The following is an 18,559-nucleotide window of genomic DNA, read 5'->3' as shown; positions in this document are numbered from 1 at the left end:
ATAAAACGATATTATAAAATTTATCTCGAAAAAAAGTCTAAATTTTGAGACTTTTACCTGTTTTTTAAACTTTAAAAGAGAATTTATTATCTTTAACTTGAAATTGAATAATTATTCAAATAAAATTTTTTAAAATTATTAGTAATTCTAGGAGCAAATTATGTATGGTTTTTATCAGCGCCATTTTTTACGTCTACTCGATTTTACTCCCTTGGAGATTGATCAATTAATTACATTATCAATAGAGTTAAAAAATGCTAAAAAACAAGGTCGAGAGATTAAATATTTAACAGGTAAAAATATTGCTCTAATTTTTGAAAAAGACTCAACACGTACACGCTGTGCATTTGAGGTTGGCGCCTTCGATCAGGGGGCTTGCGTTACCTATTTGGGTGCGAGTGGAAGTCAGATTGGGAATAAGGAGTCAATTGCTGATACGGCAAGGGTTCTTGGCCGAATGTATGATGGTATTCAATATCGAGGATATGGACAAGAAATTGTTGAGGCATTAGCAAAATATGCAGGAGTGCCCGTTTGGAATGGTCTTACTAATGAGGCTCATCCAACACAAATTCTAGCTGATTTTATGACCATGAAAGAGCATATTGGCGGTCGTCAACTTAATAGTGTTAAATTTGCTTATTTAGGTGATGCTCGTAATAACATGGGAAATTCATTAATGGAAGGGGCTGCATTGATGGGAATGGAAATTCGTTTAGTTGCTCCTAAAATTTGTCAGCCAGATCCATCTTTAGTCGAACAATGTATGGTTATCTCTGCAAAAACAGGAGCGAAGATTATTCTAACTGAAGATATCGAGCTAGGTGTCAAAGATGTCGATTTCTTATATACTGATGTATGGGTCTCGATGGGAGAGCCTAAAAATGTATGGGATGAACGAGTCAAATTATTGGCTCCTTACCAAATTAATCAAAATGTGATTAATTTGACACATAACCCAAATGTTAAGTTTATGCATTGTTTACCTGCGTTTCATGATATGAATACTGTTGTTGGTAAACAAATGGCCGCGCAGTATAATTTAAATAATGGACTTGAAGTAACTGATGATGTGTTTGAATCAAAACACAGTATTGTATTTGATGAAGCCGAAAATCGTCTTCATACGATCAAAGCCGTCATGGTTGCAACATTAAGTAAAGATTAATGACTAAAACAAATAAAAATTCTAGTTTTAAACAATATATTCGTCTAACTAACCCTATTCATTTTTTAGCGGTAGGGCTCGGTAGCGGGATGTCACCTATTATGCCTGGCACTATGGGCTCTTTGATGGCAATTCCAATATGGCTGCTTTTTTGTCAGTTAATTCCTATTTTATATTGGATCTTGATTGTGGTTGCTTTTGTTTTTGGTTGTTTTCTATGTCAGAAAACATCTGATGATACGCATACACATGATTCGGGTCATATTGTTTGGGATGAGTTTGTTGGAATGTGGATCACTCTTTTTTTTATTCCTCATCTCTCTGTTTTATGGGTTTTGATAGCTTTTATTATTTTTCGTTTTTTCGATATGGTAAAGCCTTGGCCTATTCGTTTAGCTGATCAAAAAGTGTCAGGTGGGTTTGGTATTATGATCGATGATGTTATCGCAGCAATTTTTTCTTCTATTGTGGTATATCTATTAACGTTTTGGATCAGCTGATTCTTCATAGAGCACAATTAAAAAATAATTGTGCTCTTTTTAATTTATCCCAAAGTTTTATCACTTTTGTGTCTATGTTTCTAATAATTACTTTTCTTTGATATATTTTCGCCAAAATAAAATCAGTTTAATCATTTTTTTTGAACAAAATAAATAATTTTTCTTTTTTATTATTACTCATCGTAACAGTAGTATTACCCGCCATATTTGCCTATTTATAGGTTATACCATTTATAGTTGTTAATTTATCCACTTGAATTTTAATTGGTATTGCTCTATTTTAATTATACAAAGGTTATCAGTATAATATATGTGAGGCTTTGAGTACTATGAATAAAGTTTATCGAGTTATTTGGAGTGCGGCATATCGATCTTGGATCGTCGCAAATGAGTTTGCCAAAGGAAAACAAAAATCTTCAAGTAAAAGTGGTATTCGGCCGATACAATTATCTAAATTAACATTCCTATCCAAATCATTTATTTTATTAGGGCTATTCTCATCACCGCTAATTTTCGCAAATAACGCCATTGCTGCTTGCTCTGCAGCGAACGCGAGTACTTTCGGACAATATTTAAACGATCAGACTTGTAGCGATATTACGCTAACAGGAAGTATCAATTTAAGTGATTACCAAAATGGTAACGCCTATGCTATATCAAAAAATATAGTGGGAGGACAACTTAGTTCTTCAAGCTCCACTAAGTTTGATTTTGGCTCAAGAAACAATATAACCATAAGCGGTGATTATGCTATAAATAATGGCACTAGTTCTTCTAGCTCTATATTTGCTAGAGGGGGCAATGCACAAAATCAAGTAACACTGAGTTTTGATGGTATTAGTCTAGCCACAGATAAAAGTAGTACGAGTTCAAATAATGTCATGTTTTATGTCACAGATGCAACGTCTAGTATCAACACTGTTTTTAACAATATTGATAATATTACTAATATGACGCTAGGTGTTTTGTCATATGGAACTGGTGCTAATGTTGGAGTGGCTTATCTAAACGGCAACAGTTATTCAACTTCTTCAACAGGAAATACATTAAATAAATTTGATGCCAATTACTTGGCTGGCTACACTTATAACCAAAATATTTATAGTAAAATTACTATTGGCTCTTTTACTAACTCAAATGCTGAAGATGCTTTTTATAGTCGGGCAAATAAGCAATGGATCAATGGTAGTAAAGTTGATTTTACTGGGCACTTAGATTTTTATGGTACTGGTGATAATAGTAGTTATGCTTACGTTTTTTGGAATAAAACTAATGATTTACAACAAAATCAATTAACATTTAAAAATGGCTCGGATGTTAGTTTTAATCTCGATGCAAAAACTAACTTTACCTCTGGTGATGGGTCAAGTGGATCTCATGGTTATGGCTATTCGTATGTATTTGAAGACGGTGCTATATTTAAGTTATGGAGCCAACAAAATGTATTTGGTGATGCAACGGGTAATAACGTTGGTATAAAAATAGGTAGTTATGATAAAAATAGTGGCGTATTTGGTTCTGGCGCGCAAATAATTGTTGCTGGTGTTAATGGTGCTCAGCTAGCGGGTAATGGGCTTACTAATATCGGGGGAAGTAATTACCGTCTTTCGAGTAGTCTTTATTCTAATAGTATCGTTAATAATGGCGAGTATAATGCCGATGATGTGGTTTTTAATTTAGCTTCGGGATCTAATTTTAATGTTTCAGGAATTGGTATTAATGTCGCTAAAAGCGAATATTTAAATAATAATCTAGATGTTTTAACAACGACTAAAAATAATAGTGGTATTTATATTCGTTCTGCAACCAATATTACTGCGGCGACTGGTATGAATATTACTCATAATGGTTCGGGTGAGGTTTTTGTTAAAAATGTTGCAAACATTAATACAACTACAGCAGGTTTAGTGCTAAATTCAACTTCAGGTAATAATATGATAGTTGATTTAACAAAAGAACCAAATGATGCTCAAGAGGGTATTATTAATGCAAGTAGCGGTAATGGTATTATTATCGGTTCCAACAGTGCTAGTGGTAATGTTAATTTAAATATTACGGGTGGCATTTTTAATTTAACAGGCTCTGCTACGGGGCTTAATTTTCAAAATAGCAGTACAATCAACTCACACGTTATCACTGGAACAACCATTAATCTTGCTAGTGGCTCGACTGGGCAAGCAATTAGTAATGGAGATTCAGCAGTAACATTAAAAGGTGTTAATGTTAATGTAGTTGATCGAACGGCTTTTAATGAGGCTAATTTAAACAATATCGTTTTTGCACAAAATGATGATAATCAAAATAACATCATTACAGTTACAGGTGATGGACTCGGCTTAAATTTAAATACTAATTTATCCGCAATAAAAAATAGCTATTTAACCATCAATGTAACTGATAGTAGCGGTAATGAGGGAACAACAGGCACGGGTACCGCTATTTTAATTGCCGGAGGATTGTCTAGTGATGTAATTACCGTCACAGATAATATTATTATTAAAGCCCTAGATGCGACGGCGATTAAAATTAACGGTAGTAATGCTCGTACTCTTGTTAATAATAGTTCAATTACGGGTAATATTGTTTTTAATAATGGTAACGTTAAAAATATTATTTCAAACAATAATTTATTAGATGGCGGTATCACGGCCGGAAATGGTAATAATACTTTAAATTTAAATAATAATTCAACGACAACCGGGGCGATTACTCTAGGTAATGGAAATAATATCGTCAATATTGGTAATAGCGTCGAAGTAGCAAGCGTTACAACAGGTAGTGGTACTAATACATTTAATTTAACGGGTATGGAGTCTAGTTCGATTAATTCCATTGGTACCTTAAATGCTGGAAGTGGTACAAATAATTCACTTAATTTTATTGATTCAATTCTTACCTCAAATAATTTAACCGAACTAAAAAACTTTACAAATATAAACTTAACTAGTTCATCTTTCTCATTATTAAATAAAAATAATTTAGCTTCAGGTAAGGTAAATATAGATGAAGCATCCTCCCTATCTTTTACTAGTACTTATAATGATACTGTTGGAGTTGTATTAGCCGGAGCAGGTGATGTTAATTTTACCAATGGCGCAAATGTAACATTAATTAATGATAATTCTAGCTTTTCAGGTTTATGGAATATTGCATCTGCATCAACGGTAACAACCTCCAATAATACTCAACTAGGCACTGCTAAAGCACAAATAGATGGTGTATTGAACGTAAGTCAAACCTCACTAAATAATGCGCTATCAGGTCAAGGGCAAATTAACGTGAATAGTGATAACGTAGCCTTTAATTTTGGTAGTAGTGTGGGGGATGCCTTCACCGGAACCGTTGGCTTAAGTGATACAATCTTTACATTATCAGGCGATAATACCACCGCTTTAACGAATGCAACATTGAGTTTATCAAGCGGTAGTAAAACGACGGTAGGTGCGAGTGAGCAAGATATTGGTAATTTAACGCTAGATGGCGGGGTCATTATTTTTAATGGTAATAATACTGTAAGTACCAATAAATTATCGACATTAGCGAGTAGTATTTTACAGATCAATAAAGATAATATTCCGCCTAGTAGTGTAAGCCAAGCTGGTAACTTAATTGATCAAAGCCATGGTGAGATAGATCAGCTAATCATTGCTCAAAATAGCGATAGTTTAGATGTAAACCTACTAACTTTACAAGATACCAATGGTAATGTGCTTAGCAATTCAACGCTACACAGTATCATTGAGGATGGCAATACGGTAGCCGAGGCGACATATGATTATAGCTTAGTGAAAGCTAATGGTCTTGGTGTTAGCTATCAATTAATAGGATTAGATTTACAGTCAGGAAAAACGTTAACGCTAGATACAAGCAGTGCGAGCAATAAAACGCTAACGGCGCAAGTTAGCGGTGTGGGTAATTTGATGCTTAATAGCGATGCTGCGGGAATAATATTAGATAATAGCGCAAACAGTTATACCGGTGCAACGACTGTTAGCAGTGGCAAGCTGATTGCGGGCTCAGATAATGCATTTGGTCAGACCTCCGCACTAAATATTAGTGCCTCTACGAGCGCAGATATCAATGGTTATAAGCAAACAGTGGGTCAGCTCGCCAACAGCGGCAGCCTTGCGCTAACGGGCGGGGTATTAACGGTAACGAATGGTGGTAGCTCATCAGGTACATTAAGTGGCAGCGGTACACTTAATATCACGGGCGGTGATTTAGCGGTAACCACAGCAAATGCAGGGCTGTCTGCCGTTACAAGTATAGGCAGCAGTGCCTCGGTTAGCTTATCGGGCAGTGGCACGCTGGGCAGTGGTGATGTGACGCTGTTAGGTGCATTGAACCTAGCGGTAGCTAATACACTGGGGAACAATTTAAGTGGCAGCGGGACGCTTAATAATAATGCTGCCATCGTTTTAACCGGTAATAATAGCGGCTTTACGGGACAACATAATATTGGCAGTAATGGCTCATTAAGTGTGGCAAGCATTAATAATTTAGGGGCAACTACCGCAACCGTTGATTTACAAGATAGCACATCAGTGCTTAATTTTAATGGTGTGAGTGGGGTTATTAGTAACCAACTTAGCGGCACAAGCGGCACGGTAAATATTAATAATAGTGCGGATATGAGCTTAAGGGGTAATAATAGTGGCTTTACGGGTAATTATGCGCTGGCGGGTGATAGCACTTTAACCGTGTCAAGCACGAATAACATAGGAACAAGTGATGTCGCTATCGGCGCCGGTAGCACACTGGTGTTATCAGATTATAATAGCACCGCCTCGACAGCCAGTGAGCTTGGCAATAAGTTAACGGGTAGTGGTAACTTAACATTATCAAATACTCAGTTAACATTATCGGCGAGTAATAGTAAGGCAAGTAGCTTAAGTGGGGCAATAACGCTTAAAGATGGCTCCGCTTTAACGGTGAGTAGTGATAGCCAACTTAATACGGCTGCGACCATCGATATTGATAGTACGACAGACAGTTTGAATATTACCAGTAGTGGTGCCTACACCTTAAATAACGGGTTATCAGGTCAGGGTCAAATTAACGTGAGCAGCGGTGACGCTGCATTTAACTTTGGCAGTGGTGCGGGTAGCGCCTTTGCCGGAACCGTTGATTTAAGTGATACTGTCTTTACGTTATCGGGTGATAATACCACCGCCCTAACAGATGCGACACTAAGTTTATCAAGTGGCAGTAAAACAACCGTCAATGGTAGCCGGCAAGCGGTAGGTAACTTAACGCTAAACGGTGGGACGATTATCTTTGGCACCGGTAATACCATCACAACTGATACGCTTGCAACCAGCAGTAATAACACCACGGTACAAGTTGATGTGATGGCGGTTGATAGCGAAAACTTATTAGATCAGAATCAAGGCAGCGTAAAAACACTGGTTTATGCAACAGAGAGTAGCGGCGTTGATGTCAGTAAAATCACGTTGCAAGATCTGGCGGGTGATACGTTTGATAGTAATTATACAATAGATATTACGCAAGGCAGCTCAGTGGTTGCCAAAGGAAGTTATAATTACAGTGTACTGAATGACAGTGGGTTAAAGGTCAATTATGGTTTAAGGCAATTGGCATTGCAGTCAGGGCAAACGTTAACGTTAGACACTAGCAGTGCGAGCAATAAAACGCTAACGGCGCAAGTTAGTGGCGCGGGTAATTTAAGCTTAACGAGTGATACGACCGGGCTTACACTAACCAATAGCGCAAACAGTTATACTGGCGCAACAACCGTTAGCAGTGGCAAGGTGATTGCGGGCTCAGATAATGCATTTGGTCAGACCTCCGCACTAAATATTAGTGCCTCTACGAGCGCAGATATCAATGGTTATAAGCAAACAGTGGGCCAGCTCGTCAACAGCGGCAGCCTTGCGCTAACGGGCGGGGCATTAACGGTAACGAATGGTGGTAGCTCATCAGGTACATTAAGTGGCAGCGGCACACTTAATATCACGGGCGGTGATTTAGCGGTAACCACAGCAAATGCAGGGCTGTCTGCCGTTACAAGTATAGGCAGCAGTGCCTCGGTTAGCTTATCGGGCAGTGGTACGCTGGGCAGTGGTGATGTGACGCTGTTAGGTGCATTGAACCTAGCGGTAGCTAATACACTGGGGAACAATTTAAGTGGCAGCGGGACGCTTAATAATAATGCTGCCATCGTTTTAACCGGTAATAATAGCGGCTTTACGGGACAACATAATATTGGCAGTAATGGCTCATTAAGTGTGGCAAGCATTAATAATTTAGGGGCAACTACCGCAACCGTTGATTTACAAGATAGCACATCAGTGCTTAATTTTAATGGTGTGAGTGGGGTTATTAGTAACCAACTTAGCGGCACAAGCGGCACGGTAAATATTAATAATAGTGCGGATATGAGCTTAAGGGGTAATAATAGTGGCTTTACGGGTAATTATGCGCTGGCGGGTGATAGCACTTTAACCGTGTCAAGCACGAATAACATAGGAACAAGTGATGTCGCTATCGGCGCCGGTAGCACACTGGTGTTATCAGATTATAATAGCACCGCCTCGACAGCCAGTGAGCTTGGCAATAAGTTAACGGGTAGTGGTAACTTAACATTATCAAATACTCAGTTAACATTATCGGCGAGTAATAGTAAGGCAAGTAGCTTAAGTGGGGCAATAACGCTTAAAGATGGCTCCGCTTTAACGGTGAGTAGTGATAGCCAACTTAATACGGCTGCGACCATCGATATTGATAGTACGACAGACAGTTTGAATATTACCAGTAGCGGTGCGTACACCTTAAATAACGGGTTATCAGGTCAGGGTCAAATTAATGTGAGCAGCGGTGACGCTGCATTTAACTTTGGCAGTGGTGCGGGTAGCGCCTTTGCCGGAACCGTTGATTTAAGTGATACCGTCTTTACGTTATCGGGTGATAATACCACCGCCCTAACAGATGCGACACTAAGTTTATCAAGTGGCAGTAAAACAACCGTCAATGGTAGCCGGCAAGCGGTAGGTAACTTAACGCTAAACGGTGGGACGATTATCTTTGGCACCGGTAATACCATCACAACTGATACGCTTGCAACCAGCAGTAATAACACCACGGTACAAGTTGATGTGATGGCGGTTGATAGCGAAAACTTATTAGATCAGAATCAAGGCAGCGTAAAAACACTGGTTTATGCAACAGAGAGTAGCGGCGTTGATGTCAGTAAAATCACGTTGCAAGATCTGGCGGGTGATACGTTTGATAGTAATTATACAATAGATATTACGCAAGGCAGCTCAGTGGTTGCCAAAGGAAGTTATAATTACAGTGTACTGAATGACAGTGGGTTAAAGGTCAATTATGGTTTAAGGCAATTGGCATTGCAGTCAGGGCAAACGTTAACGTTAGACACTAGCAGTGCGAGCAATAAAACGCTAACGGCGCAAGTTAGCGGTGTGGGTAATTTGATGCTTAATAGCGATGCTGCGGGAATAATATTAGATAATAGCGCAAACAGTTATACCGGTGCAACGACTGTTAGCAGTGGCAAGCTGATTGCGGGCTCAGATAATGCATTTGGTCAGACCTCCGCACTAAATATTAGTGCCTCTACGAGCGCAGATATCAATGGTTATAAGCAAACAGTGGGCCAGCTCGTCAACAGCGGCAGCCTTGCGCTAACGGGCGGGGCATTAACGGTAACGAATGGTGGTAGCTCATCAGGTACATTAAGTGGCAGCGGTACACTTAATATCACGGGCGGTGATTTAGCGGTAACCACAGCAAATTCAGGGCTGTCTGCCGTTACAAGTATAGGCAGCAGTGCCTCGGTTAGCTTATCGGGCAGTGGTACGCTGGGCAGTGGTGATGTGGCGCTGTTAGGTGCATTGAACCTAGCGGTAGCTAATACACTGGGGAACAATTTAAGTGGCAGCGGGATGCTTAATAATAATGCTGCCATCGTTTTAACCGGTAATAACAGCGGCTTTACGGGACAACATAATATTGGCAGTAATGGCTCATTAAGTGTGGCAAGTATTAATAATTTAGGGGCAACTACCGCAACCGTTGATTTACAAGATAGCACATCAGTGCTTAATTTTAATGGTGTGAGTGGGGTTATTAGTAACCAACTTAGCGGCACAAGCGGCACGGTAAATATTAATAATAGTGCGGATATGAGCTTAAGGGGTAATAATAGTGGCTTTACGGGTAATTATGCGCTGGCGGGTGATAGCACTTTAACCGTGTCAAGCACGAATAACATAGGAACAAGTGATGTCGCTATCGGCGCCGGTAGCACACTGGTGTTATCAGATTATAATAGCACCGCCTCGACAGCCAGTGAGCTTGGCAATAAGTTAACGGGTAGTGGTAACTTAACATTATCAAATACTCAGTTAACATTATCGGCGAGTAATAGTAAGGCAAGTAGCTTAAGTGGGGCAATAACGCTTAAAGATGGCTCCGCTTTAACGGTGAGTAGTGATAGCCAACTTAATACGGCTGCGACCATCGATATTGATAGTACGACAGACAGTTTGAATATTACCAGTAGCGGTGCGTACACCTTAAATAACGGGTTATCAGGTCAGGGTCAAATTAATGTGAGCAGCGGTGACGCTGCATTTAACTTTGGCAGTGGTGCGGGTAGCGCCTTTGCCGGAACCGTTGATTTAAGTGATACCGTCTTTACGTTATCGGGTGATAATACCACCGCCCTAACAGATGCGACACTAAGTTTATCAAGTGGCAGTAAAACAACCGTCAATGGTAGCCGGCAAGCGGTAGGTAACTTAACGCTAAACGGTGGGACGATTATCTTTGGCACCGGTAATACCATCACAACTGATACGCTTGCAACCAGCAGTAATAACACCACGGTACAAGTTGATGTGATGGCGGTTGATAGCGAAAACTTATTAGATCAGAATCAAGGCAGCGTAAAAACACTGGTTTATGCAACAGAGAGTAGCGGCGTTGATGTCAGTAAAATCACGTTGCAAGATCTGGCGGGTGATACGTTTGATAGTAATTATACAATAGATATTACGCAAGGCAGCTCAGTGGTTGCCAAAGGAAGTTATAATTACAGTGTACTGAATGACAGTGGGTTAAAGGTCAATTATGGTTTAAGGCAATTGGCATTGCAGTCAGGGCAAACGTTAACGTTAGACACTAGCAGTGCGAGCAATAAAACGCTAACGGCGCAAGTTAGTGGCGCGGGTAATTTAAGCTTAACGAGTGATACGACCGGGCTTACACTAACCAATAGCGCAAACAGTTATACCGGTGCAACGACTGTTAGCAGTGGCAAGCTGATTGCGGGCTCAGATAATGCATTTGGTCAGACCTCCGCACTAAATATTAGTGCCTCTACGAGCGCAGATATCAATGGTTATAAGCAAACAGTGGGTCAGCTCGCCAACAGCGGCAGCCTTGCGCTAACGGGCGGGGTATTAACGGTAACGAATGGTGGTAGCTCATCAGGTACATTAAGTGGCAGCGGTACACTTAATATCACGGGCGGTGATTTAGCGGTAACCACAGCAAATGCAGGGCTGTCTGCCGTTACAAGTATAGGCAGCAGTGCCTCGGTTAGCTTATCGGGCAGTGGCACGCTGGGCAGTGGTGATGTGACGCTGTTAGGTGCATTGAACCTAGCGGTAGCTAATACACTGGGGAACAATTTAAGTGGCAGCGGGACGCTTAATAATAATGCTGCCATCGTTTTAACCGGTAATAATAGCGGCTTTACGGGACAACATAATATTGGCAGTAATGGCTCATTAAGTGTGGCAAGCATTAATAATTTAGGGGCAACTACCGCAACCGTTGATTTACAAGATAGCACATCAGTGCTTAATTTTAATGGTGTGAGTGGGGTTATTAGTAACCAACTTAGCGGCACAAGCGGCACGGTAAATATTAATAATAGTGCGGATATGAGCTTAAGGGGTAATAATAGTGGCTTTACGGGTAATTATGCGCTGGCGGGTGATAGCACTTTAACCGTGTCAAGCACGAATAACATAGGAACAAGTGATGTCGCTATCGGCGCCGGTAGCACACTGGTGTTATCAGATTATAATAGCACCGCCTCGACAGCCAGTGAGCTTGGCAATAAGTTAACGGGTAGTGGTAACTTAACATTATCAAATACTCAGTTAACATTATCGGCGAGTAATAGTAAGGCAAGTAGCTTAAGTGGGGCAATAACGCTTAAAGATGGCTCCGCTTTAACGGTGAGTAGTGATAGCCAACTTAATACGGCTGCGACCATCGATATTGATAGTACGACAGACAGTTTGAATATTACCAGTAGTGGTGCCTACACCTTAAATAATGGGTTATCAGGTCAGGGTCAAATTAATGTGAGCAGCGGTGACGCTGCATTTAACTTTGGCAGTGGTGCGGGTAGCGCCTTTGCCGGAACCGTTGATTTAAGTGATACCGTCTTTACATTATCGGGGAATAATACCACTGCCCTAACGGATGCGACACTACGTTTATCTAGTGGCAGTAAAACGACGGTAGGTACAAGTGAGCAAGATATCAGTAATTTAACGCTAAATGGCGGAGTCATTGTTTTCAATGGTGATGGTACTGTCAGTACCAATAAATTAGCAACATCCGCTGATAGTATTGTACAGATCAATAAAGATAATATTCCCTCTAATAGCGCAAGTGGGGCACAGAATTTACTCGATCAAAATCATGGAGAGACAAGTCAGCTAATCACTGCACAAAACAGTGATGATTTAGATGTAAATCAAATCACGTTACAAGATACCGATGGTAATGAGCTAAGCGATTCAACACTACACAGTGTCGTTGAAGATGGGAATACGGTAGCCGAGGCAACGTATGATTATAGTTTAGTGAAAAATAGTGGACTTGGTGTCAGCTATCAATTAACAGGCTTAGACTTACAATCAGGGCAAACGTTAACGTTAGACACTAGCAGTGCAAGCAATAAAACGCTAACGGCGCAAGTTAGTGGCGTGGGTAGTTTAAGCTTAAAGAGTGATACGACCGGGCTTACACTAACCAATAGCGCAAACAGTTATACTGGCGCAACAACCGTTAGCAGTGGCAAGGTGATTGCGGGCTCAGATAATGCATTTGGTCAGACCTCCGCACTAAATATTAGTGCCTCTACGAGCGCAGATATCAATGGTTATAAGCAAACAGTGGGTCAGCTCGCCAACAGCGGCAGCCTTGCGCTATCCGGCGGGGCATTAACGGTAACGAATGGTGGTAGCTCATCAGGTACGTTAAGTGGTAGCGGTACACTTAATATCACGGGCGGTGATTTAGCGATAACGACGGCAAATGCAGGCTTATCCGCCGTTACGAATATAGGCAGCAATGCCTCGGTTAGCTTATCGGGTAATGGCACGCTGGGCAGTGGCGATGTCGCCCTTTTAGGGCAACTTAATTTTAATTCAGATAATGATGTAATTCATAATATTGCTGGTTCTGGGACAATTATTAGTAATGCAGCCATGAACCTAACTGGCGATAATAGTTCTTTTACGGGCCAGCATAAAATTAAACATAATAGTACGTTAACTGTTAGTAGTGCACAAAATTTAGGCTCAGATAGTGTTGTTGTCGATCTTGAAGATAGTGCGTCTACACTTAATTTTAATGGTGTGATTGGTAACATTGCCCACACATTTACAGGAGCCGAGGGCACGGTAAATATTAATAATAATGCTGATATGAGTTTAATTGGTAACAATAGTGGCTTTACTGGCGATTATGCGCTTGCAGGTAATAGCACTTTAACCGTGTCAAGCACGGATAACATAGGGACAAGTGATGTCGCTATCAGTGCCGGCAGCACACTGGTGTTATCGGATTATAATGGTGCCACAGCCACCGAGCTTGCCAATAGTTTAACAGGAAGCGGTAACTTAACATTATCAAATAGTCAGTTAACATTATCGGCGAGTAATAGTAAGGCAAGTAGCTTAAGTGGGGCAATAACGCTTAAAGATGGCTCCGCTTTAACGGTGAGTCGTGATAGCCAACTCAATACGGCTGCGACCATCGATATTGATAGTACGACAGACAGTTTGAATATTAGCAGTAGCGGTGCCTACACCTTAAATAATGGGTTATCAGGTCAGGGTCAAATTAACGTGAGCAGCGGTGACGCTGCATTTAACTTTGGCAGTAGTGCGGGTAGCGCCTTTGCCGGAATCGTTGATTTAAGTGATACCGTCTTTACATTATCGGGGAATAATACCACCGCCCTAACCGATGCGACCTTGAGTTTATCTAGTGGCAGTAAAACGGCGGTAGGTACAAGTGAGCAAGATATCAGTAATTTAACGTTAAATGGCGGAGTTATTGTTTTCAATGGTGATGGCACGGTAAGTACTAATAAATTAGCAACATCCGCTAATAGTATTGTACAAATCAATAAAGATAATATTCCTTCTAACAGTATAAGCCAAGCCGATAATTTACTCGATCAAAGCCTTGGCGAGGTAAGTCAATTAGTCACGGCGCAAAATAGCGACAGTCTAAATATTAACCAAATTACTTTACAAGATACCAATGGCATTGTCATCAGCGATTCGACGCTACGCAATATCGTTGAAGACGGTAATACGGTAGCCGAGGCGACATATGATTATAGCTTAGTGAAAAATAATGGTCTTGGTGTCAGCTATCAATTAACGGGGTTAGATTTACAGTCAGGTGAGACGTTAACGCTAAATACTAGCAGTGCGACCAATAAAACCTTAACGGCAAAGGTAAGCGGTTCCGGAAGTTTAATGCTTAATAGTGATGCGTCGGGGATGACGTTAGATAATAGCGCAAACAGTTATACAGGGGCAACGACAGTTAGTAGCGGAAAGGTAATTGCTGGCTCAGATAATGCATTTGGAGACACGTCAACATTAAATATCAATTCTGGAGCAAGTATCGATTTCAATAGCAAAATACAAACGATTGGGGTTTTAGCTAATACTGGTGAGCTTGAGTTATCAGGTGCTGAGTTAAATATAATTCATGGTGGTACTTCAAGTGGACTATTGAGTGGTAGCGGTACACTTAACATCACCGGCGGTGATTTATCGATAACGAGCGCTAATGAAAATTTATCAGCAACAACTAATATAGAAACAGAGGCATCGGTTAGTTTATCGGGAGCCGGTACCCTTGGCCTTGGGAATGTAGATATTTTAGGGCAACTAAACCTTAATGTGAATAACGCAATCGCCAACAATCTGAGTGGTTCTGGCATTATTTATAGTCATGCAACAGTTAATCTAACTGGTGATAATAGCTATTTTACGGGTCAACATAGTATTGAGCATAATGGCTCATTAAGCGTGGCAAGCATTAATAATTTAGGAGCAACTACCGCAACCGTTGATTTACAAGATAGCACATCAGTGCTTAATTTTAATGGTGTGAGTGGGGTTATTAGTAACCAACTTAGTGGCACAAGCGGCACGGTAAATATTAATAATAGTGCGGATATGAGCTTAAGGGGTAACAATAGTGGCTTTACTGGCGATTATGCGCTTGCAGGTAATAGCACTTTAACCGTGTCAAGCACGGATAACATAGGGACAAGTGATGTCGCTATCAGTGCCGGCAGCACACTGGTGTTATCGGATTATAATGGTGCCACAGCCACCGAGCTTGCCAATAGTTTAACAGGAAGCGGTAACTTAACATTATCAAATAGTCAGTTAACATTATCGGCGAGTAATAGTAAGGCAAGTAGCTTAAGTGGGGCAATAACGCTTAAAGATGGCTCCGCTTTAACGGTGAGTAGTGATAGCCAACTCAATACGGCCGCGACCATCGATATTGATAGTACGACAGACAGTTTGAATATTACCAGTAGCGGTGCATACACCTTAAATAACGGGTTATCAGGTCAGGGTCAAATTAACGTGAGCAGCGGTGATGCTGCATTTAACTTTGGCAGTAGTGCGGGTAGCGCCTTTGCCGGAACCGTTAATTTAAGTGATACCGTCTTTACGTTATCGGGCGATAATACCACCGCCCTAACAGATGCGACCTTGAGTTTATCTAGTGGCAGTAAAACGACGGTAGGTACAAGTGAGCAAGATATCAGTAATTTAACGCTAAATGGCGGAGTTATTGTTTTCAATGGTGATGGCTCGGTAAACACTAATAAATTATCAACATCCGCTGCTAGTATTGTACAGATCAATAAAAATAATATTCCGCCTAGTAGTATAAGCCAAGCGGACAACTTACTCGATCAAAGTCATGGCGAGGTAAATCAGTTAGTCACGGCACAAAATAGCGATAGTTTAAATATCAACCAAATTACTTTACAAGATACCCATGGCAATGTGCTAAGTGATTTAACATTACACAGTATCATTGAAAATGGGAATACGGTAGCCGAGGCGACGTATGATTATAGTTTAGTGAAAAACAATGGTCTTGGTGTCAGCTATCAATTAACGGGATTAGCTTTACAATCAGGACAAACATTAACGTTAGATACTACGAATGCGACCAATAAAACCTTAACGGCAAAGGTGAGCGGTACAGGAAGTTTAATGCTTAATAGTGATGCAGCGGGGATGACGTTAGAAAATAGTTTTAATAGTTATACCGGGGCAACGACAGTTAGTAGTGGAAAGGTAATTGCTGGCTCAGATAATGCATTTGGTCAAACTGCCACACTTAATATTAATAGCACTGCAAGCGCCGATTTAAGTGGTCATGAGCAAAGCGTCGGTCAGCTAGTTAATAGTGGCAGTCTTGCGTTGTCGGGAGGGGAATTAACTATCACTAATGGTGGTAGTTCATCAGGTTCATTAAGTGGCAGTGGTCGCATAATTGTTAATGGTGGTCACTTGACAGTTAGCAATGCTAATAATAATTTAACGGCATCAACATCAATAAATTCTGGTTCATCGATTAGTTTAAGTGATGCAGGTACATTAGGATTTGGTGCCATTGATATTAGCGGAAATTTAAATATCAATAATAGTAATTCATTAGCCAATGTTTTAACAGGAACAGGATCTGTCAATATAAATGCTAATACTAGCTTAAGTGCTAATAACACGAGTTTTACTGGTAATATTAATGTGTCAAACATTGCAAGCTTAACCATAAATGATGTTAATCAACTAGGTAGTGCACTAATTGATAATGATGGAAGTCTGTTATTTAATTTAGCTCAATCTCAAAAGATGTTAAATAGTATCACTGGTAGTGGTGATTTTATTAAAAATGGAACGGGTGTTTTAACAATAGATCAGACTGAAGCCTATACGGGTAAGACGGATGTCAATCAAGGCGGCTTATGGATTAATCAAGGTACTACATTAGGTGGTTCGAATGCGGCTAATGTCACGATAGCTCAGGGAGCGACGTTAAGCGGATCGGGGATCATTAGTGGTAAAGTGATTAACTATGGCAATATTAATGTTATAGCCGATTCAACGGTGACTAGACTTACAACTACACCTGTAAGCTTCGTTATTAATAATGATGTTGATAACTATAATACGGTGAACATTAGCAGTGGTAATATTATCGGTAACACTTTGACAATTAATGGTAATTATACAGGATATAATAATGCTGTAATTAATATCAATACTGATCTTGGTGATAATAACAATAGTCAATTAGATCACCTTATTATTAGTGGACATGCCGGCGGCAATACTTCGATTCATATTAATGATATTGGTTCTATTAGTGGCGCTCAAACAACAGTTGACGGCATTAAATTAATTGATAATGGTTCATCGGATATTGGCGCGTTTAAACTTGATAATGTGGTTACCAAAGGTGCCTACGAGTATGTATTAAATCGTAATAATTCTGATCAAAATTGGTATTTAACTTCGAATAATGATATTCGTCCAGATTTTGGTGACTATATTGCTAATATGGATGCGGTTAGCAAGTCATTACTACCAAGTTTTGGTTCTAAACCATCGGGAGCTTTGGCTGGGGGGGCTGGTGGGCTAAGGTCGATGGATCGAATTGCTAAAAATGATGGCGAACATTTAAATTCTGTTTGGATGATTAATACTGCTGGTCGTTCTAGGGGTGAGGCTGGTGGTGGGCAAATTCGATACCATTACAACGAATTCTCCTCTGTAATTGGTATTGATCATACTTTTTATAACAATGAAAGCGCTCTAGTGCTCGGTGCTATGACCGGGACGACTTATGCTAAATCATCTTCCGAAAACCGTAATACAAGCTCTGATAGTAGTGGTAGTGTTAATGGAAATACATTTGGTATTTATGCTTCATGGTTTTTTGATGGGGATGATCCTTTGAGTCCATTTATTGATTACTATTTCTCTTATGGTAGCTATCGTAATAAAGTGACTTCGCATGGTAATGATACCGATAAGTATCGTTCTAATTTATTTAGCTACACAGTGCAAGGTGGTTATCCAATACCGATCAATGATAATTGGGTTATTGAGCCTCAAGCACAAATTAGTTACTTACATTATAATATTAGTAACCACAGAGATCATGCGGGCACGAATATTGGTCAATCGCTCGATGGTCACTTTATTTATCGAATTGGTTCTTATTTTTATCCAATGCAGGGCAGTATAAAGCCTTATGCCGGTGTGAACTTATGGGTTGATAATACTCAGTCATCAGTGAAATTTGATGGTACTTCATTATCTTCAGATAAAGCTCGTTTAATGGTGGAAGGTAAGCTAGGTATGCAAGCTCAATTAAAAGATAACTTTACTATTTCTGGCGAGATTAATTATCGACAAGGACAACATGATTCACAAAATTATAGTGCTAATATTGGCTTAAAATATCAATTCTAACCAATATTCTACTTATTGTAATATTAACTAAAAGAGGAATTGTGTCGATAACAATTCCTCTTTTTTAC

3 protein-coding genes are annotated in these 18,559 nt (G+C 40.1%); all 3 read left to right on the top strand.

The window, feature by feature from the left end; all coding sequences use genetic code 11:
* The first annotated feature begins 160 nt into the window (after positions 1–160).
* The 3 genes from argF to RHO14_11315 all read left to right on the top strand — a co-directional run bounded on the left by argF (position 161) and on the right by RHO14_11315 (position 18,491).
* The gene (argF, locus tag RHO14_11325; GenBank protein ID WVD70935.1) at positions 161–1,168 is read left to right on the top strand and encodes an ornithine carbamoyltransferase; all 1,008 of its coding nucleotides are present in this window, start codon (positions 161–163) and stop codon (positions 1,166–1,168) included.
* On the top strand, positions 1,168–1,668 hold the full coding sequence (locus RHO14_11320) for a phosphatidylglycerophosphatase A (GenBank protein WVD70934.1): 501 nt from the start codon (positions 1,168–1,170) through the stop codon (positions 1,666–1,668). The genes argF and RHO14_11320 overlap by 1 nt, the downstream gene beginning before the upstream one ends.
* Before the next feature lie 329 nt (positions 1,669–1,997).
* Positions 1,998–18,491 (top strand): ESPR-type extended signal peptide-containing protein, encoded by a 16,494-nt coding sequence (locus RHO14_11315; protein WVD70933.1) that lies wholly within the window; start codon positions 1,998–2,000, stop codon positions 18,489–18,491.
* Positions 18,492–18,559 lie beyond the last annotated feature (68 nt).

The sequence above is a fragment of the Orbaceae bacterium lpD04 genome, from assembly GCA_036251935.1.
GTDB lineage: Bacteria > Pseudomonadota > Gammaproteobacteria > Enterobacterales > Orbaceae > Orbus > Orbus wheelerorum.
This window is presented reverse-complemented; position numbering and strand designations above follow the sequence as displayed.

Excerpts from the sequence above, each read along its gene's own strand:
- argF (WVD70935.1), top strand. The coding sequence starts at position 161 with ATGTATGGTTTTTATCAGCGCCATTTTTTACGTCTACTCGATTTTACT.
- RHO14_11320 (WVD70934.1), top strand. The coding sequence starts at position 1,168 with ATGACTAAAACAAATAAAAATTCTAGTTTTAAACAATATATTCGTCTA.
- RHO14_11315 (WVD70933.1), top strand. The coding sequence starts at position 1,998 with ATGAATAAAGTTTATCGAGTTATTTGGAGTGCGGCATATCGATCTTGG.